15 protein-coding genes and 4 pseudogenes are annotated in these 19,711 nt (G+C 38.3%); 3 read left to right on the top strand and 16 right to left on the bottom strand.

The window, feature by feature from the left end; genetic code table 11:
• Positions 1 to 205: 205 nt before the first annotated feature.
• The 7 genes and pseudogenes from M5V91_RS17930 to M5V91_RS30995 form a co-directional block, all read right to left on the bottom strand.
• Positions 206 to 616 (bottom strand): NUDIX hydrolase, encoded by a 411-nt coding sequence (locus M5V91_RS17930; RefSeq protein ID WP_251174069.1) that lies wholly within the window; start codon positions 614 to 616, stop codon positions 206 to 208.
• Positions 617 to 762: 146 nt separating this feature from the next.
• Positions 763 to 1,108 (bottom strand): annotated as a pseudogene (locus tag M5V91_RS17935) (HAD hydrolase family protein); the annotation flags it as partial.
• A 7-nt stretch (positions 1,109 to 1,115) separates the two neighbouring features.
• Positions 1,116 to 1,628: a DinB family protein gene (locus M5V91_RS17940; protein WP_251174070.1), complete on the bottom strand. Its 513-nt coding sequence runs from the start codon at positions 1,626 to 1,628 to the stop codon at positions 1,116 to 1,118.
• A 239-nt stretch (positions 1,629 to 1,867) separates the two neighbouring features.
• Complete coding sequence (locus M5V91_RS17945; RefSeq protein WP_306576524.1) at positions 1,868 to 2,263, bottom strand: DinB family protein; 396 nt, start codon at positions 2,261 to 2,263, stop codon at positions 1,868 to 1,870.
• Between the two features lie 9 nt (positions 2,264 to 2,272).
• Positions 2,273 to 2,425, bottom strand: coding sequence for a hypothetical protein (locus M5V91_RS17950; RefSeq protein WP_019379455.1), 153 nt, complete (start codon positions 2,423 to 2,425; stop codon positions 2,273 to 2,275).
• Between the two features lie 75 nt (positions 2,426 to 2,500).
• Positions 2,501 to 2,632 (bottom strand): VOC family protein, encoded by a 132-nt coding sequence (locus M5V91_RS17955; RefSeq protein WP_019379456.1) that lies wholly within the window; start codon positions 2,630 to 2,632, stop codon positions 2,501 to 2,503.
• Positions 2,633 to 2,846: 214 nt separating this feature from the next.
• A pseudogene (locus M5V91_RS30995) lies at positions 2,847 to 2,912 on the bottom strand (ABC transporter ATP-binding protein); the annotation flags it as partial.
• A gap of 199 nt (positions 2,913 to 3,111) precedes the next feature.
• Between M5V91_RS30995 and M5V91_RS17960 the strand changes: the two are divergent.
• Positions 3,112 to 3,273 (top strand): hypothetical protein, encoded by a 162-nt coding sequence (locus M5V91_RS17960; protein ID WP_019379457.1) that lies wholly within the window; start codon positions 3,112 to 3,114, stop codon positions 3,271 to 3,273.
• Between the two features lie 210 nt (positions 3,274 to 3,483).
• Here the strand turns inward: M5V91_RS17960 and M5V91_RS17965 are convergent, their stop codons facing one another.
• From M5V91_RS17965 to M5V91_RS30580, 4 genes and pseudogenes are all read right to left on the bottom strand, one after another.
• Positions 3,484 to 4,644 carry a YycP family beta-propeller protein gene (locus M5V91_RS17965; RefSeq protein WP_019379458.1) on the bottom strand — a complete coding sequence of 387 codons (1,161 nt, stop codon included), beginning with the start codon at positions 4,642 to 4,644 and terminating at the stop codon, positions 3,484 to 3,486.
• Between the two features lie 77 nt (positions 4,645 to 4,721).
• Positions 4,722 to 5,480 (bottom strand): YiiX/YebB-like N1pC/P60 family cysteine hydrolase, encoded by a 759-nt coding sequence (locus M5V91_RS17970; RefSeq protein WP_019379459.1) that lies wholly within the window; start codon positions 5,478 to 5,480, stop codon positions 4,722 to 4,724.
• Between the two features lie 449 nt (positions 5,481 to 5,929).
• Complete coding sequence (locus M5V91_RS30575; RefSeq protein WP_369425898.1) at positions 5,930 to 6,112, bottom strand: hypothetical protein; 183 nt, start codon at positions 6,110 to 6,112, stop codon at positions 5,930 to 5,932.
• Positions 6,113 to 6,457: 345 nt separating this feature from the next.
• Positions 6,458 to 9,504: pseudogene (locus M5V91_RS30580) on the bottom strand (efflux RND transporter permease subunit).
• A 130-nt stretch (positions 9,505 to 9,634) separates the two neighbouring features.
• On the opposite strand from M5V91_RS30580, the gene M5V91_RS17985 reads away from it, so the two are divergent.
• Positions 9,635 to 9,979, top strand: coding sequence for a PadR family transcriptional regulator (locus M5V91_RS17985; protein ID WP_019379462.1), 345 nt, complete (start codon positions 9,635 to 9,637; stop codon positions 9,977 to 9,979).
• A gap of 4 nt (positions 9,980 to 9,983) precedes the next feature.
• A complete protein-coding gene (locus M5V91_RS17990; RefSeq protein WP_019379463.1) occupies positions 9,984 to 10,499 on the top strand; it encodes a hypothetical protein in 516 nt (171 codons plus the stop codon).
• Between the two features lie 48 nt (positions 10,500 to 10,547).
• Here the strand turns inward: M5V91_RS17990 and M5V91_RS17995 are convergent.
• From M5V91_RS17995 to M5V91_RS18015, 5 genes and pseudogenes are all read right to left on the bottom strand, one after another.
• Positions 10,548 to 12,043 (bottom strand): annotated as a pseudogene (locus M5V91_RS17995) (aldehyde dehydrogenase family protein).
• Positions 12,044 to 12,045: 2 nt separating this feature from the next.
• A complete protein-coding gene (gene gabT, locus M5V91_RS18000; RefSeq protein WP_251174073.1) occupies positions 12,046 to 13,413 on the bottom strand; it encodes a 4-aminobutyrate--2-oxoglutarate transaminase in 1,368 nt (455 codons plus the stop codon).
• Positions 13,414 to 13,592: 179 nt separating this feature from the next.
• Positions 13,593 to 13,805 (bottom strand): MbtH family protein, encoded by a 213-nt coding sequence (locus M5V91_RS18005; RefSeq protein WP_019379466.1) that lies wholly within the window; start codon positions 13,803 to 13,805, stop codon positions 13,593 to 13,595.
• Between the two features lie 22 nt (positions 13,806 to 13,827).
• Entirely contained in the window at positions 13,828 to 15,477 is a 1,650-nt protein-coding gene (locus M5V91_RS18010; protein WP_251174074.1) for a cyclic peptide export ABC transporter, read from the bottom strand.
• Positions 15,474 to 19,691 carry a non-ribosomal peptide synthetase gene (locus M5V91_RS18015; protein WP_284521411.1) on the bottom strand — a complete coding sequence of 1,406 codons (4,218 nt, stop codon included), beginning with the start codon at positions 19,689 to 19,691 and terminating at the stop codon, positions 15,474 to 15,476. The genes M5V91_RS18010 and M5V91_RS18015 overlap by 4 nt, the downstream gene beginning before the upstream one ends.
• Between the last annotated feature and the right edge of the window lie 20 nt (positions 19,692 to 19,711).

Below are 19,711 nucleotides of genomic sequence, written 5' to 3' on the forward strand. Positions count from 1 at the left end.
TTCGTTAGCCTCCTAAAATTAAAACAGCATCTAATTCAGGAGGCTATCTTTCTCCTTCTAATCATTTCTTTCACCTCATTAAAAATTTCACCTAATATAACACAATGCTTCTTAAACAAACCTGCCCTGTTTATTTAAGAAAACAAGCGGCCCCGTATGCTGCTGAGCCTAGCCAAAACACCCTTTTGCAAAGAAAATCAAGTGACTATGATTGGATAGTGTAGGCAGAAGACGATTTAAGCAGACCTTCTACACCGTTTGGAAAGTAGGGCATTAATTTATTTGCCCTTTGTAAATCAACCCATTTTATTTCTGTGATTTCCTCTTCATATCTAAATTCACATTCTCCCTCCAATATATTTGCTTCAAATGTAATAAATAAAGCGTGATGACCTTTCTCCTGAAAAAATGCTTCATTAACTGCTAAAACATTTCCTGCCTTAATAGTTAGTCCTGTCTCCTCTTCGACTTCACGAACAACAGCTTGTTCTAAGCTTTCATTTTTTTCAACTGCACCACCAGGAAGTGACCAACCTTGTCCTTTATTATTAACCATTAAAATTTGTTCACTATCTTTGTTGTAAATAAGGGCGTAAACGACATCAACTCTTACCATATTATCCTCTTCACCTCTATCTATTGTTTTAGCTAGCACTATTAGTAAAAACATATACCTTCTTAAACAAACCTGCCCTTTTGCCTAATAAGAAAAACAGCGATATTCTAAATTGAACAATCGCTGTCCGGACCAGGGCTTAATAATTAAATAATTCCATACTTTTTTAATGTATAGTCAATTCCATCTCCACTTGATTGTTTAGTGACAAAATCGGCAGCCTTTTTCAATTTTTCGTTTCCATTCCCCATTGCTATACCTAACCCCGCCAATTCCAACATATCAATATCGTTTTCACCGTCACCAAAACGATAGCTTCCGACTTATCGATTTCAAAGAAATCTAAAGTTTTCATAATAGCTTAAGACTTTGAAACATCCTCCTGCAAAACATTTAACACATAAGGATGCCATCTTTTAATGTTAGATGCGGAAACTTTAGTTCATACTTCTCAACTGTTTCATCATTTGCAAACAAACACAATAAGAATATATCTTCATTATGAAGTCTGGGGCATGAATAGGTAAAGTCCATAATCCTGCATCACGGAGGTGTGTCCCATTTGCCGTAACATGGTAGCTATATTGCCACGATGATAAGATCCGTGAGTAACAACATGCAGCACCGTTTCAGAAACAGAAGTTTCAAGTAATCCAGCATAGGGGTTATCAACCACTATCACCTTTTCAATATTTTCCTGGCTGTTCAAAAGTTCTTTGTAACGTTCAGATAACTCTAAAATGGTCTTTTTCATTTCTTCAATACTTTTTGTTTCTACCTGCTCTTTTAATTGTTCTGCATACGCCAATGCTTCTTTCATATTTTCTCCTGAGATAATATTGAACCATGTGTAATCTGTGGTATAAATGTGAGTCAGCACCTTTGATATTGAAGAAAAACCTGTTTGAATTTCCTTATGATAAATGTCTTGGGGAAGTTCTTTTAAACGGTCAATTATAACTCCATTTGCCCATACGTGGTAATCGTACATTTTTAATACGGGATGCGTCATTTTAAACCCCTCCTTTTTTCGATCATGCTTTATTTTCAATTGATTTTCTAAGGTAAATTGCCTGATGTTTTTTAAACACCTTTATTAGTGAACAGTTTCTGTTTTTGTATTTCAATTATCTATGCTTTTCTCCTGCTAACCTGCCCTATGCTCAACAGAAAAAAACTCCTCGATTGCCAGTTGAATCTTTAGCACTTGTTCTTTAACCGTGCTTCTCCCTAAAAGCCTTTTTTACTCTTTCAATTTGACCGATATGTCCTTGTATATGGTTCGACTCGGAGTTCCAGTAATTCTTTGAATGTAAATCGCAAAGCATCAGCATACACTCCAACTCTTTCAAGTTGTTCAGCTTTCAAATTATGGAGGATAGGAAGCATACTGGAGAGAAGCATTTTAAACAGAAGAAGGTATTGTTCACGGTCTAATTGATCATAATTCAATGAATTCACCAAAGCGTCTTGGTCAGGCGATGTTAAAAGCGGTTCAGGTTCTGACATAACTTTTTTCAGTCTATGTGTAGACACCAATTCAGAATCTGTTATATGAATAATAATTTGGTGTATACTCCATTTATCCTTTCCTGGCTTGAACCTAATCTCTTCCCCAGACAACTCTCTAATGGATCCTCTTAACATCTTATGTCCTTAACTGTACTCTTCAATTAACTCCTCCATTTGTTCCTCCTTGATATAAATGTAATATAATTCATTTACTTTGTAAGTGATCCCATTTAATTGGTATTTCACTGCTTCAATGAATTTTCTCCAATTCTTCTTTACTTGTCTTATAGACTTCATCTTGTCTACAAAACCTATTTCATTGCCATCTAAATCTAGTGTTCCATTATTGCAAACATTGCTTCTCCTTCATGCTCAAAATGTATATATTTGGATTTCCCGGGGCCAGGAGTCTCCAACAGAAAAGCCTAAAACATCTTTATACCACTCCAAAGCTCTGCTTAACTCTTTAACATTTGCTCGAACATGTAATAGTCTTGTTTTCATTTTCGCTGCCTCCCTAACCACTATCAATATTAAAATGGTTATGTAGATTTAATTCATCAAATATATAGAAAATCCTTGTTCACCTATGTTTGTCCTGTAACATAAAATTTAGTTTAATTGTCTGCTTTCCCATTGTTTAATTCCATTACTGAATAAAAAAGGACCGGCTGCAATTACAGCCGGTCTTAAAAAAGAAAGAATTTCTCCATATTTTCTACATAGATATTATTTTTGTAGCAACTGTTTGTTGAAATGCCTGATCATGCTCAACAATAACCATTTCTTTCTTAAGATGTTTTTTAGGCGCAAGGCGATGCTGACTCGAATGAATTAAATAAATTTTTTAATAAGCGCAATTTTTCACTGTTTGATAACTATGTGAAACTGGGTATCAATATAAATTTAAAGTATGTTGTATTTTCTGGAAATTAGATTTAGTCTATTAATATATAGTAAATCTTTAAAGAGGAGCTGTCAGGATGGAAAATTGGAATAAATTAATCGAAGATATCAAAGACCAATATTCCCCAGAGGAAGTAAGAAGAATATTGTACGTATACAGTGTTTATAAAATAATTGATGAAGAATCTAAGGACGTATTTGGAAAAAGGATTATGGAAAGTGTAGAGATGAAAAACTGAAAAGAATAATATAGGATTAACATAATAAAAGCCCGCTAGCTTATAAAACTTCTTTATAATCTTTTAGACTGCCTGAGAATAATAAATTCCACTTAAGAAAGTCCTTCTTATTGCTGGCAATGTTTTTTCTTATTAAAAATTCATTAGTCTCCTATTTTACTTAAACTTACTTTGATAAACAATTAATTTAACAGAAGACCTGAAACCGGTTCATTTCAGGTCTTGTAACATAACAAAATCATACAGATACACCTTTTTATTAAAAGTATTCAGCTCTGGAAAATGCTTTATCAGCATTTCTCCTGATTTCCTTCCTTCAGGAAGACTGTACTGCTCAATTTTAGCAGAGTTATCTTCATGATTAATAGAAAAAACATAAAGATTGCCGTCCCGATAAAAAGTTTCTAAGCTTCCTGCCATACTATCTTCCGATAGAGAAAAGACTTTAACGCTTTCTCCAGACCCTGTTTGAATTCGATATACATCACCAAAACCGTCTATAAAATAAAGATCTTCATTATGAAGAAAAACGCATCGTTTAAAGCTAAAAGGTGTCTGTTTATACAGGGTTTCCTCATCGTTGGAATAGGAAGCTACTTTTGTAAAGGTTTTCTCCCCTGTCTTTCGGTCAACTTTCACCATTTCAGTTATATTTCCTGTCTGTCTGATGAAATACAGATTTTTCTCATCTGCCTGTAGCTGGCCGAAAGTTGTACTATTCTCATTCTTTTTTATCTCAAAAAGTGTCTTTGGAGGCGTTTCTTCTCCAATTTTCACCTCGCTGATCTTATACGTTTTTTCATCTTCTGAAGATGAGAGTGTATAAAGAGTACCTTTATGCATAACAGATGCTTCTATAAAAAATGGAATAACACCTTTTTTAAACTCTCCATCCTCTTCCCAGTAATAATCAGAGCGGTATCCGCCTGACTCTTTATCATAACCGGAATTATAAAGAGCATAGAAACCATTCTTTTGGTCTAGATAGCCAATATGGTCTCCTGTATGCTGATATTCCTCTTTCCGAATCTTCCTAAAGCCATTAGCAATACTATAAAAATTCTCTTTGTCTTCTAGAAGGACTTTCCCATCTTTCACACCAATGCTACCCAGTTCAAGCCCCTTCATCTCAAAAGTATTTGGGGTTCCCATCTTATCGAAAAACACGGCAAAACTTTTCCCCTTGCCATCCATATCCTGATCAGCAGTAGTCGAGAAATACACAGCAGCTTTCTTATCTTCTAGAAAATCCTTCTGATCCATATCGTTTTCGCTTGTCTGCCCAAAAGAGTCAGAAAAAGCGAAGAACAAACCGATCAACAGCGTTAGTACAAAAAGGCACCCTGCAAGTACCATCCAACTTTTCCTCATAATAATCCCTTCTCACTTTATAGTAAGAACAAGAAATACACTTATGAATATCCTATCCATAAGTGTATTACGGTTCTTTAATTGATTGTAGCAATCGTACTAGTGTAGGATGAGGCAGTAATATCGCGCGGATATACTCCAAGACCACCATTGTTGTCAATATCTATGTTTGCTTTAAGTGTAAACGCGGACCAAAGCAGCTTTGAGCAGTTTTTGTCTCCATCATGGCCTGTTAACCTATTTGTAGCAAAGTTAAAAGAATAAGAGTCTCCTACCTGGCTAACCGCCCAATCCGCTGCATTGCTTTTTTGGGTGGAGGTTACATTAACTTTTTGAATAATGCTGTTTTTTTCAACATTACGTCCATTATATTTAATCTGCCGAACTCCATCACCCGGAACTGCCTCTACAATTTTATCGGAAGTAGAATACATACCAACATGCCCATGGTTATAATAAGCTGTATAGGAATCTGTATAATAGATGTTTCCTTTACTACTCATCGGCAGAGTATAAGAGCCAGCAGATCCTCCAAAAATGACAATATTCTCTTTGTCGTTGCCATTTTCCTTGGCAACTTTGTCGCCTTCTTCTTTATCTCGTATCAGCTCGGAGTGGACCATTTTTATAACCTCATCTTTTGATAGTTTTTGAGATTTGGCATACTCAGTGACAGATTCAAGAATTTCTTTTTCTGTGGTACCTGGCTGAAGTTTAACTATTTCTTTGAGGTAAGTACTGATCTCTGAGGATTTAGCAAAGCTTGAAGGTGAGAACGAAAGTGAAAGTCCTAAAGTTACTGCAAGTGCTACTAAGGCTTTTTTACTTTTTTTCATACCTTTCTTTCCTCCTTTTTAGGAATATTATGATAAAAATGGAATTTTTATCTATTTATATTGTAGTCTAGAGTAACCTTACCTGTGTATTGAGAAATAACATGTAAATAACCACACCTATACCTGTATTTTTTTCTCTTTTTTCAATAAGATGTTGTTATTTCTTAATGCCATTTTCTATAGGAAAAGATCAAGTTCCTTAAGTTCCTTAGTTGCAATTATTAAGTTTAATTCCATATATAAATAACAGAAGGCTTCATGCCATCTGCTATTCTAGTTAATCTTTAGATTATTAATAAATCGAATTCAGTTTCAGAATCATCTTGAGTATTTTGAATAATAACAACGGACTCGAATTAAACTTAAAAGCCAATTGAGTAGTCTCTTCAATCCATGCTTCCGCCGTATCTTTAGGGTCTAATTGGCTACAGAAATCCAAGAGAGGGATATCAATAGGAACATTTTTTGAATGTAGTTTTTGGTAGACTCCTTTCTCTTTTTGTATATGTTGCACAATTTGAATCATTCTCTTCAATAAATTGGTGAACAGCTCTTTTTAATAAGGCAGGGTAAACTTTGGATGAAAATCTTACAGATCCAGCTAAGTTCATAAGCCCTGAACCAGGATACATTTTTTCAATAAACCAGACCCTTTTTTGAGCATTAGTTAAAGGGTAAAGTGTTTGATTAATCTTGGATTATAATCAAAAAGGAAATAAAAAGCATTAGTTGTGACTATATGGTTTCCCTTAGTTAAAAGTCACAACTCATTTAGGTGACTTTATTAAATGCAGGGAATTAAATTGTGTAAGACTAATTAAATCTTATAGGACCTTTACTGTACTTTGTATTAAAAAAATCCATACATTTAATCAGTGTTCATCAAATGGGGAATATTCCATTATTTCAACTTAAATATTTGTTTTAAGTCAATAACAAAACCCCTATACTTTTAGCAGTACAGGGGCTTTTGCATATTAGATAGATGTTTTTTCATCCTCTATATCTTCTGATACAGAGTGACTTTTCTTACTTATAGTTTTTTTAATTTTGTTAACAGCATCTTCAAACAATACGTACACAACTGGTACAAACATGAGTGTCACGAACACTGAGAAAGATAATCCAAAAATTAAAGCGATTGCCATTGGTTTCTGATATTGTCCAGCATGACCTGTTGTAATTGCAAGTGGAATGGCACCAAAGACTGTTGTAATAAAAGTGATTAAGATAGGTCGAATCCTTTCTTTACATGCTGTTTTAATACTCTCATAGCGCGGCATATCTTTTAGCCTCAGCTGCTTTATGCGGTCTATCAATAGAATGCCGTTGTTGACTACAATACCGATTAGAATTAGCATACCCATAGCCGATAGGAGGTTTAGCTCTGTCTGGGTGATAAATAGTCCGATTAAGACCCCTGTCAGAGTCATTGGTATCACAAACATTACAACTATAGGATGAATCAGGCTATTAAACTGAATAGACATTATCGCAAACACTAGTAGCAGTGCTAAAGCTAGAACCAGATACATCTCGTTAGAGCTTTCCTGTTGCTGCTGAATACCGCCACCTAATTCAATAGAGTATCCAGGGGAAAGCTGAAATTGGCTCACAACTTTTTCGATTTCGTTGCTAACGGCACCCATGTCCCTACCTTCAATGTCACCTACAACCTGAATGGTTCTTTCGCCATTTTGATGCTTAATTTCATAAGGAGAAGAAACACTTTCATAACTAACGTATTTACTTAATGGCTCATCACCATTTATTGTAGTGATGGTTACATCCTCTAGTACAGCGGGATCCTCTAAATCTGTACCAAAAGACAGATATACCGGCAACTCATTTCCTTCAGTCGTAATACTTCCAAGCTGTTTATTAACAGAGAGGAGCTCCAGCTCTTCCTTTATATCCGCTGGTGATAGTCCATCCCCCAGAAGATTAGACCTATTAACTCTTACAATTTTTTCTTCCTGGCTGTTTTCCAGTGTGCTCGTAAGCCCCTGCACCCCATCAATTTTGGAAAGCTCCGTTATAACGTTTTCGGTGATTGATTGAATCTGATTAAACTCCAAGCCTTTGATACTTATTTGTATCGGATAGGTGACAGATCCAGAAGACGTAACAGGGTACTCGTCGGACATCCTTTTTAAATTTTCATGAATACTTTGGTTTATTTCATCTTGGGACTTCGTTGCTTGTTCTTCTGGGGTCATTTTCACATAGATGTACATGCGGTTTCGGTCAAGTTTACGAACATTATAACCCTCAACATCAGGCGTATCAGTTAAAAAATCTGATATTCCCTGCGCTACTCTTTCGCGTTCTTCAGGTGTTGTATTCTGTTCAAGCCCTACATAAAACTCGGCCTGTCGGTTGTAGAAATCTGGGACGAGGGTAACTGGTACTGCAAAAGTCAGCAAAAGTGAACTGGCTGCTACAAGAATGAACAGAAACATTACGCCCAACTTTCTCTTGGCATTCTTGCTTATCCAGTCAATATACTGATTATATTTAGTAAAAAGTTTGTTTTCCTTTTCCTTTTTTCCTTCTTTTTCACTTTCAAGAGCTTTTCAGACAGCACCGGGATAAGTGTAAAAGAAATAATTACAGAAGTTATCTGGCTAAACACAATGACGATTGATAAGATTTTAGCAAATTCCCCAATCTCTCCACTTATCAAGCCAATTGGCAGGAAGACGGTCATAGTTGTCATTGTAGAAGCGAGAACAGGTGTGAATACTTCCTTTGTTCCCTGTAGAGTAGCTGTTCTGTCATCTAGCCCCAACTCTTTTTTCTTGTATATAGACTCAAGTATTACAATGGATGAGTCTACAATCATTCCGAGCGCAATCCCCAACGCAAGAATACTTATCAAGTTCACACTGAGATCAAACAGAGCCATCAATAAGAATGTCAAAAGAACCGTAACCGGAATACTCATTCCGATAATAGCAGTTGCTCCGAAGTTGCGAAGAAGGAGCAGGAGAACCACCACAACTAACACGCCCCCGAAAATCACGTTTGTTTGGAGGCTACCAATAGAATCTTTGACAAAATCGGACTGTACAATTGTCTCTTCTATTATGAAGTCTTCCGCTTGGCCTTCTCCTTTGATCTTGTCCAATTCAGCACGGACGGCCTCAGTCATTTCTGCTTGTGTAACATCATTCGTGCGGCCAATGGATACCCAAACATAATTTGCATTTCCGTCCCGCCATAGTTCCTGGCTGTTTCTGCTCTCCTCCAATGTGACTTCTGCGATATTATCCAGATAGACGATTCCCCGTCCAGCCGGTATGATTATGTCCTCAATTTCTTCCACTGTCTTTAGCCTAGTATCCCATCTTAAAGTAGGGAGGCTACCGTTATCATCACTTTTTCCTAAAGAAACGTTGGTATTCTGCTGTGTTAATACTTTCTCGACATCATTGAAATCTAGATTGTACCTTTTCATCTGCTCATGATCTAATTTAATTTGAACTCTTGTTTCATTTTGTCCTACAATTCGCACCTTCAGGACTTCAGGCAATGCTTCTAGTCTTGGTTTTAAGGTATTTTCTGCAAATGCTGTCATCGAGCTAAGTTTCCCGCCATGTAAATCCATGAACATCTCATAGAATTGGGCAGTGGTGCTTCGAGTAGTCTCCAGTTCACTCACCTTTGGAAGATCCCTTTGAATTTCGCTCATGGCCTCTTTTAATTGGTCATATGCTTCATCCCCACTGTTTTCCTGGAAGGATACTTCTATAGTACTTAGACCTTCTGAAGATATAGACTCGTAGCTTTTAATCCCTTCAAGCCCTTCAATCTTCTCTTCAATAGCAAAAGTAATCTGTTCCTCCACATCGAGTGCCGGCATATTATCGGCATATGCAGAGATTGTGGCTGTGTCATAATTGATTTCTGGATAGAACTGGTTCTCAAGCTTATCAATAAAGACAAAGCTTAAAATAACAAGGAGCAGGAGAGAAAATCCCACAATTAATTTTCTTTCTAATAACAGCTTTAGCCAACCCATAGTGTCCCTTCTTTCATGAAATAATTTTAAAATATGTAAATAGTTTACAACACACAACTACTTAAAACAATTATATTTTTTAAAAAGATATATATTTGACTGAAGTATATAGTTTGGTTATAATGAGATCATGGATAGAATAACGATTATAAAAGGCAGCCTAGAAATTTGTGTTTTAAGTATTCTTTACAAAAAAAGGAGCTATGGTTATGAAATCATGAAAGAATTAGAACAATTCAACATCAAATTGAAAGGAGTAGGAAGTATTTATCCCATACTCACCCGTATTAAAGAAAAACAGCTTGTAAATGTTTACAAAGAATTTGGTGATGACGAAAGACCGCGTATTTATTATGAGCTTAACGACTTAGGAGTTGAGTTTCTCAGGCGGGAATTGAATGAATGGTTCGAAATCCAGCATGACATACAAGCTCTACTAGCTAAGAATGCAAGTAATCTTAAGGAGGAAAAGTAAAATAATGAAATCTGACCTAACTGTCCAGGAACAGCAATATGTAAATCAAATCCTTGATATTTTAAAATCCAGCGGAGTCAGTCCATCTTATCGAGAGGATGCCAAGATTCAATTAATCGAGCATATCCGCGAAGCCCGATTACATAATGAAGACTTCCGTAAGGATCTCGGCTCCCCCGAAGATTTTGCTCTTCATTTTATGGATACTGCAATCACAAAAGAGGAACTTCCAGGACATCGGATAGAATACCCATCTTCTTCTTACAAAAAGCCCGTCTCCTTTAAGACTCCTTTTGCTTTCATTCTGCTTGCTGGCTTCTATTATTTTGGACTTCAGTTTATAACTGTTTTGGCTTTTACACCTGTATTGGCTCCAGGAATTGGCTCTGAGTTTCATTTGTTCAAAGTCTCAGATTATCTTTGGTGGAATCTTTTGGTAATTGGTATAAATGCGCTCCTTGCTTTAGGACTTAGCGGCATGACTATGAAACTTCTAGGCAGGCGTTACCGTTTTTCCTGAGTATCACCTGAAAGGGGTGTCCGCCCCCGGCACCCCTTTCATATGCTACTAGTTTTTAATCATACTGCTTAACAAATTCTCTGTATCAATCTGGGCTCGCTGCAGCCGGTCACTGTAGTCAACATAAATGCTTTTCCATTCGCTGAATGCATCCAACGCAGCCTGCCCGGCTTCTCTTAATCCGTTCCCAGTATCTTTTGTACCGCCAAACGGCAACTGAATTTCTGCTCCCGTCGTTCCATGATTTATATAAACAATTCCAGTATCTATTCCGCGAATACCCATAAATGACTTATTTACATTTCCTGTGAATAGAGCTGCTGAAAGACCATAGCGACTGCTATTATTAATTTGGACTGCATGCTCAAAGTTATCAGCTTCAATAACACATAGTATTGGGCCAAAAATTTCCTCTCTTGCTAGCTTATGCTCAGCACTAATGGGTCCGAGAATTGTGGGCTTGAAGAAGTATCCTGTTTTGTCTTCAAATCTTTCTCCCCCATACAAAACCGGAATTCCAGATTCTTTTGCCTGATTCACATAGGACTCCATTTTCTGAACAGATGCCTCATTTATAAGAGGACCAACGTTAACATCGTTGTGACTTCCATTACCAACTTTTAAATTACTTGTCCTTAAAATAATCTTTTCCAATAGTTCATTATAAATTTCTTTTTCTACTATTACGCGGCTAGCAGATGTGCATCTTTGTCCGCTTGTTCCAAATGCAGCCCATACTACACCTTCTGCAGCCAGATCCAGGTTTGCATCTTTCAATACAATGACGGCATTCTTTCCGCCAAGTTCAAGCGAGACTCGTTTTAAGTTTCGTGCTGCCTGCTCATATACATTTCTTCCGCTTTCAGTTGAACCCGTAAAAGAAATATGAGCAACTCTCGGATCTTCAACAATTATCTCTCCGATTTCTTTGCATCCAAGAATAAGATTTACAACTCCTGGTGGTAATCCTGCTTCTTCAAAACAGCGGATAAACTCATTTGCAATAGCTCCTGTTTCAGGTGAAGGCTTCCATACTATAGTATTTCCAAGTATTATAGCCGGTAATATTTTCCACGAAGGGACAGCTACAGGAAAGTTAAATGCGCTAATTGCCCCTATGACTCCCACAGGTTCCCGAATAGTCATTGCCCATTTATTCGGCAACTCAGAAGGAATTGTATTGCCATACATTCGCCGTCCTTCTCCGGCCATATAATAAGCCATATCAATAGCTTCCTGGACCTCTCCTTCAGCCTCGATATTCGTTTTGCCAATTTCTTGAACAATGATATTAGCAAGCTCTTTTTTCTTTTTTTGATAACATCTCCAATTTTGTAGAGAATCTCACCTCTTCTTGGAGCAGGAATCTCTTTCCACTTGTAGAAAGCGCTTTGCGCCTTTTCAATTGCCTCTAATACATCTTCCCTAGAAGAAATTTCTCCTGTAGATATTTGTTCTAATGTAGCTGGATTGCTGTTGATGAACTGACTTCCTCCAGTTCCACTTTTCCATTTCCCGCCTATATAATTCTCACACTCTTTCATTCCTACACACCTGCCATACTAAGCCTGTTTGAATAGAAATTCTCGGTAACTTCCATTACTGATTCTTCAATAATATCTAAAGCCTCTTCCAGTTCCTTTTCGGATATAACCAAAGGGACAAGAAAGCGGATTACGTTATTATAAAGACCTGCTTTAAAGAGAATGACTCCTTTTCGCAGACATTTCTGAATAATTTCCAAGGTTTCAGTATCAGCCGGCTCAAGAGTGTCGTGATCTCTTACTAGCTCAAATGCTAACATTGCCCCAGCTCCCCGAATATCCCCAATGAGAGTGGATTTATCTTTCATAGCCCTTACTTTTTCGAATATCTGATTACCTATTTGCTGAGCTTTTTCTCCTAGCTTTTCTTCTTCATAAATATCCAGAACTGCAAGCCCAGCAGCACATGAAATCGGATTACCAACAAATGTTCCACCAACGGCTCCATCACCTGCTGTGTCCATTATGCTTTTCCTACCGATAACAGCCGATAATGGAAGTCCTCCAGCAATAGATTTCCCGAGTGTAATGATATCTGGCTCAATGCCAAAATAATGTGAGCCTAGGAATTCACCTGTCCGACCATAGCCCGTTTGAACCTCATCAGTAATAAATATTATTCCAGTTTCATTGCATATTTTCTGTAAAGCCTTCAGGTAGCTAGCCGGCGGAGTAATAAAACCAGCCTCTCCCTGGATAGGTTCAATAATTAGGGCGGCCACTTCACTAGGAGGTATCTGTGTTATAAAGAGATTTAACAAAGCTTCTATCGCTTGTTCTGAAACTTCCTCCGGGTCATTTGTACCCATCCAGCGGTAGGGATTCGGATAAGGAATACGGTATATATCATTAAAAAACGGACCCATTTTCTCCTTATAAGGTTTTACTTTGCTTGTCAGTGAAAGTGAAAGCATTGTTCTTCCGTGAAATGCCCCTTCAAAGCAGATAATACCTCTTTTTCCGGTTGCCTTTCGTGCAATTTTTATGGCGTTCTCAACCGCTTCTGTTCCTGAGTTGAAAAAGGCAGCTCTTTTTCTTTCTTCACCCGGCATCATTCTACATAACCGGTCTGCAAGCTCAATGTAAGATTCATAGGGTATAACAGTAAAATCAGTGTGTGTAAAACGCTCGGCTTCTCTCTGAATGGTCTGAACCACTTTTGGATGGCTGTGACCGACATTGAGGCATCCAACTCCACCTGCCATATCCAGAAATACATTTCCATCCAAATCCCACACACGGGCTCCTTTGGCATAATCAACAATGGAAGGGACAAAAGTTCCGAATGCACGTGCCACAGAACCTTGTTTTTCCAATATTTTTACGGATTTTGGTCCTGGTAGATCTGTATGAATCTTCGCAAAAGCCATATTATCGCTCCTCTTAAACTGTATTCTTTTTCTAACGATTTTCCCTATTGTATTTTGAGATTTGTTTTTGAAAATCATATTCCGCTCTGCATATACATCCTCGGTGCCGGTGGCTTTACTGATTATACAGGTCCGTTTACTAATACTTAAAACGTGTTATGGTTTTACAGATATTTAATTTATTTAACTGCATAAACAGAAGAAATAGCGTTACGCAAACTAAGAGGTCTCATGTCAGTCCAAACTTTCTCAATGTGCTGCAGGCAAACCTCCTTCTCTCCTACTGTGCCTTCTTCCGTCCAGCCTGGTGGTGTATTTTTGTGCGCTGGCCAGATGGAATATTGTTCTTCATGGTTAAAAACAACTTTGTATAAAAGCGATTCCTGAGTCATCTTTCTCACCTCCTTAAAAAATTTAATATTCAGCCACTAAGTGGCGGTATTTACTTGATTCCATCCGTTCATCACTGACAATCCGTCCGTAATCGACATTAATAACTCTTTCGGCCAAGTGAAAATACTGGTCATCATGCGAAATAACTAGAATTGTTTTCCCACGTTCTTTAAGATCCTGGAGAAGATGCGTGTAAAAAATCTCCTTAAATACCGGGTCCTGATCTGCAGCCCACTCGTCGAACACATAAAATGGCCTGTCTTCAAGATAAGCTGTCAAAAGAGCTAGTCTTTTTCTTTGCCCTTGAGACAGCCTCGTAGTCGATAGCTTCCCATTTCGGATAGTAACTTTGTGGTCCAACTGTAACAGTTCCAGATAATGTTGAGCCTCTTCCTGTTGTTTTTCTAAGTCTATTCCCAGAAGATTATCAAATAGATAAAAATCACTAAACACGACGGAGAAGAGTTGACGGTAATGGTCTATACTATCTTTTGTCACTTCTTCGCCATCAAGAATAATAGACCCAGAGTCTGGCAGATAGAGGCCGGTAAGCATTTTCGCAAGTGTGGTCTTACCGCTTCCGTTCCCACCGACAAGAAAAACAATCTCTCCTGGTGTAAAAGTTAAGTTGTCTATTTTCAAAGTGAAATTCAGGTCTTCTTTTTCTCTGTAATACTGATGAGTGAGCCCTTTAAATTCCAACTTCTCATAACCTCTTTTTTCCAGGTTGTTTTCTGTCAGTACATCTTCTCCAAGGGATAGGCCAAGGCTGTCTATTTTCTTCAGTGAGATATTTGCCCGTCCAAAGTTTGGCATAATGTTTAAAATAGTTATAAGCGGAGTCATCATATATAAAATCGCCAATGTATACCCCACCAAAATTTCTGAACTGACCGAACTGAAGACAGGACCCAGAAAGAGTACGAATCCTATGAAGAAGAGAAATAGCAGCTGCCCCCAATTTCCAGCAAATGTATACAGTGTCATCCCACGGACTGTACTTTGGTAAACTCCATGTACCGTTGGCTCTAGTTCATCCTGAAAGAAACTCAGTCTTCTTTTTTTATTGGTTTTGAGCTCTTTTGTACCCTGGGTAAGGGCATTAAAATGATTAAACAGCTCATCTTGTTTCTCCCTAGCCTGAATCAAATACTTATTGGCGAATTTCATCAATAGCTGGTAGCTTAGAAAAGCTGTCAGCATAAAACCGAGACCAATGCCTAAAACAGGCAGGGAGAGAAAACCCATATACCCAAGACATCCAAGGACAATTACCAAATTGGTTATGAGCATAGGGCTAACACTAACTGCATTCATAATCGCTGCTACGTCATCCGTAAGACTAGCCAAGAGTCTATGAGGACCTTTTTCTTCCAGAACGCGAAGAGGTGTAGAAAGAATCCTTTTGCTTAAATCTAGTCTTAACTCGATGATCGAACCTTGTGCCAGACGTATTAGGAGGTAGCCAGACACAAAACTAGTCAGCAACATAGCTAGGCATAGACCCGCGAACCCCAAAATAATACGGAGCATACCAGGATTCTCTAGTGTCAGAATATGATTGACCAGAGCAATTACCAGAGTACCGCTGCCTCCAGAGATAATGCCAGCAACAATGGCAAGTACTACATTTACCTTTGAGGTGCTAAATAAGAATTTAAATATTTTCATAGTTCGTTTCTCACCTGTTCCTGGTAGGAATTCTTTGGTTTGACCAGCTTTGTCTTTAATCCCTCAAGATGTAGAGGAGAAAATCTAATAGTATCTTTTGGCAATTCTTCATACATAACCTTTCCTTCTGTTAAACTTGTCCAGAAGTTTCCTTCCTTGGCACCAGAAGTAAGGATAAGAAGATTAGAGCGTACTTTCCCAGGAAAACCACTATTCCACAATTGTTTTTTTATCTGTCTATTGAAATGGTCAAGCTGGAATATAGTATAAATATCCTGGTATTGGACTTCTTCACTAATCAAATCCTGGTCAACAAGAAGCTCCCTTGTTTTTTCCCATATTTCATCTTCCGGTAATTCCTTTAAGGATTGAGGATAGCTTTCATCCCCTCCTGTCTTGCTGATTGCCCTCCGGAGGAATTCTTCCTTCACTAAGGGATCGTCTGTTTCTCTCTTTAACGGTTCCGAAATAGCGTTATCTTCTATTAAAAACAGTGTCTCTATCTCTTCTCCTTCAATCTCCAGAATCTTCACAACCTCTAATGCAAGCAAGCATCCTGTTGATTGCGCACCGATTATAAATGGCCCTTGCGGTTTAAATTTCCTGATTCCATTTACCGTTAGTTGCGCTATTTCTTTTAGGTTTATATATGGTTCAGCCAATTCAACTTTTAAGGTTCCCACTTTTCTTAAGTCTGCCTCTTCAAGATCTTTCAGAAATGGAGGTGGCTGGATAGCAATTATCCGGTAATCTGACCCAATTGCCTCTGCGAGATCTGTTGCTTGAGGAATCATTGAAGACGGGTATATGGCTTCCATCTCTGATATAAAGAATAGCGTTGGACCCAAATCTGTCACTTCAGTAAACAATTCACCATGCCTACTAGTAAGTTCATTCTTAGCAAATGCATTAATTCGGCCGACAATGGAGTTTCTTCCAGTCGCTTCTTCCAAAATCTCATGAATAGTCGGCTTTTCATAAATCACATCTAATGGAATTTTTTGACCAAGCAGCTTTTCAATCTGCCCCATTAAGTGAACAACATTTAGGGAATTTCCCCCTAGTTCAAAGAAGTCGTCGTGTATTCCGATTTGGTCCACTCCGAGAATTTGCTGAAAGATTTTCACCATTTTTCTTTCCATAACAGTAGTAGCAGGTGTTATGTCTCTCTCACTTACAGTTCCAAGCATCGGTTCTGGCAGCTTACTTCTGTCCAACTTTCCATTTGGGTTTACTGGAAGCTCTTCCATCAAAATGATCCTCTCTGGCACCATAAAGCGTGGAAGACCTTTTCTCAGAACTCTTTTGGCTTCTTTTTCGTTTAGTTGCTCTCCATTTTCAGGTATTACATAAGCAACCAACATTCCATAAGGAGATAAATCATCTTTACGGTAGATAACCACACCTTCTTTAAACTCAGGCTGTTCTCTTATGATAGATTCAATCTCACTTAACTCTATTCGCAGGCCTCTCATCTTCACCTGACTGTCTTTACGGCCGATATATTCAATTTCTCCTTCGGGGCTATACTGAGCAAGGTCGCCAGTTTTATACAAACGTTCTCCTAATGAAGAGAAAGGATTTGGGATAAAACTCTCAGCTGTTAAACTTGGTTTTCCGTGATAAGCAGCAGCCAAGCCAAGTCCTCCGATATAGATTTCTCCAGGTACTCCAATTCCAGAAGGATGTAAGTTATCATCCAATATATATATTTTTGTATTGGACATCGGTCGTCCAATCCGAACAACTGCATCCTCTCTCCTACAAGCAAAAGATGTCACTTCAACTGAAGCCTCAGTTGGTCCATATTGGTTGTAAAGTTCAGCATCAAACATTCTAAAAAATGAATCTTTTATTTGTGAAGTTAAAGGTTCCCCGCTGCACATTACTCTTTTAATCGTAGTAATAGAACCAGCTTCCAGTGCCTTCAGGAACTCCTGTAGCATTGTTGGAACAAAAAACAGTGTAGTTATTTGGTGCTCTTTAATCAGGCCGGCAAGATAGCTGCTGTCTTTGTGGCCTTCAGGCTTCGCAAGTACAAGAGCTCCTCCTGTGCAAAGTGTACTGAAGATTTCAAATACGGAATAATCAAAGCTTAATGGCGTTTTGTGAAGTCCCCGTTCTTCCTGTGAAATCCCGTAGTGCTTTTGCATCCAGAGAATCCGGTTAACAACCCCTTTGTGGGCAACCATTGTCCCTTTAGGCCTTCCTGTTGATCCCGATGTATAAATCATATAAGCAAGCTTTGGCGCTGATTTTTGAATAGGAAGCGAGCGAGATGCATGCAGTATATTTTCTATATCGATAAGGCTGTCAGTGATTCCTTCAAGCTCTGCTGAGCGTTTTTCTGTAGTAAGGGTGCACTTTACTTTTGAATCCTTCAGCATATATTTGATTCGGTCTTCGGGATAAGAAGTGTCCAAAGGTACATAAGCACAACCAGATTTCAATATCCCAACCAAACCTGCGATCATTTCAGCTGAACGATCCATATAGATACCGATAAAATCATTGGTCATTCCCCTACTTTGCAAGTAAGCAGCTACTTTATCACTTTCTCGGTCAAGCCATTGATAAGTGTACTCCTTGTTCCTTTCAATCAGTGCCACCCTGCCTCCATCCTGTTTTTGAATAAGCTCATGAAGGGAAAGGTGTTCATCATTAAATGTTTCTTCATTTGAGTTCCAACCAAACACTACTTTTTCATAAATATCATCAGGCAGAAAAGGTCGATCATTATGCGGTTCTTCTGGGCATTCCGCAATGGACTTCAGAATAGTATGATAAATCCCTGCGATCAAATCCATTTGGCTTTCTGTAAATGTACTCTCATCGTAGGCCAGCGTTAGACGAATTTCATAGTCTGGCGGATGGTTCGAGAATGTGACCATTAATTTAAAATGGGTATCATTAGCTGAATGGCTGTTATATCCTTCAACCTGTATTTTGTCAGAAGTCAGCAGTGGCTCCATTGAATGAAAATACACATAATTAAAAGCTGTATCAAAGAGCGTAGACTGGTTAATATGACGTTGTATCTCCGGCAGAGGAAGTCTCCTGAATGGTAAGATCTTTTGCTCTGTTTCAAAAATCATCTTCATATGATCAATCCAGCTTCCTGAAAATACCTGCTGCCTGAATGGCAGTGTATTTATAAAAAGACCTTTGACCTTTTCCCCGTCTTTTTCCTCCATTCTGCCGTTAGAGACCATTCCTGTTACTATATCGCTTTGGCCCGTGATAGACTGCAGAGCTTTGATATGCGATCCAAGCAACATACTTTTTACAGGGATTCGATATTCCTCTGAAACTTGCTTTAGTTTTCTGGATGTTTCCTTTGACAGTTCTACAATCCTTCTTCTCACTCTAAAAGTGCCTTTTTGCTTCCGTTTTTCTTCATAAACCGGGAGCTTAAGAACTTGACACTCCGCTAAAAATTCTTTCCAAAATTCAATGTGCTCTGCACTATTAATAGCTTCCTGCTCAAGATAAATAAAATCCCTGTAGTCAATGGCCAGTTCTTCCCTGTTGGCTATTTCTTCCCCTTCCAGCAAATTGAAGTACACCTCAAAGATCTCAGCAAGTGTTGAAGTCAGGCTCCAACCATCAAAGATAAGATGGCACTCAGTTAAGCTGAACTGAAAAGTTTCCTCTGAACGCTGATGAATAAAAAAACGGAGCAGGCTTGGCTTTGTCAGGTCAAAAGTGTTCTTCTTCTCTTCCTGCACATATTCATCAATAATATTTTCCTGATCCGGATGGTCTAAATGTCTTATATCCATAAAGCCAACAGGCAGAAGTGCATTCTCGTGAACCATCTGCATGGGAATGCTAAAATTCTTAAGATCAAACGATGTACGAAGCATCACATTCCCAGCAACCACTTTCTGTACCGCTTTTGAAAATAAGGAGTAATCAAACTTCCCTTTAAGCAGCACGCTGTCAATATTATGATAAAGAGGCTGTTCAGGATATTGTTCCATGTGAAAGAACATTCCTTCTTGAACTTTTGCGAGAGGATACACATCCTTGACTCCTTCAGGAATAAGAGTCTTTTCTTCTTCAGGAACAAGAGCAAATGGTTCAAGAGAAGCTTTTCGGTTCACTTGGCGACCGGGCTCATTCAACAACTGGACAAGCTCTTCTATGGTTTGATTTTGAAACAGATCCTCTAGAGTGAAGAGGTATCCGACCTCTTCCGCTTTTGATATCACTTTTAGGCAGCGGATACTGT

This window comes from Cytobacillus pseudoceanisediminis (assembly GCF_023516215.1).
GTDB lineage: Bacteria > Bacillota > Bacilli > Bacillales > Cytobacillaceae > Cytobacillus > Cytobacillus pseudoceanisediminis.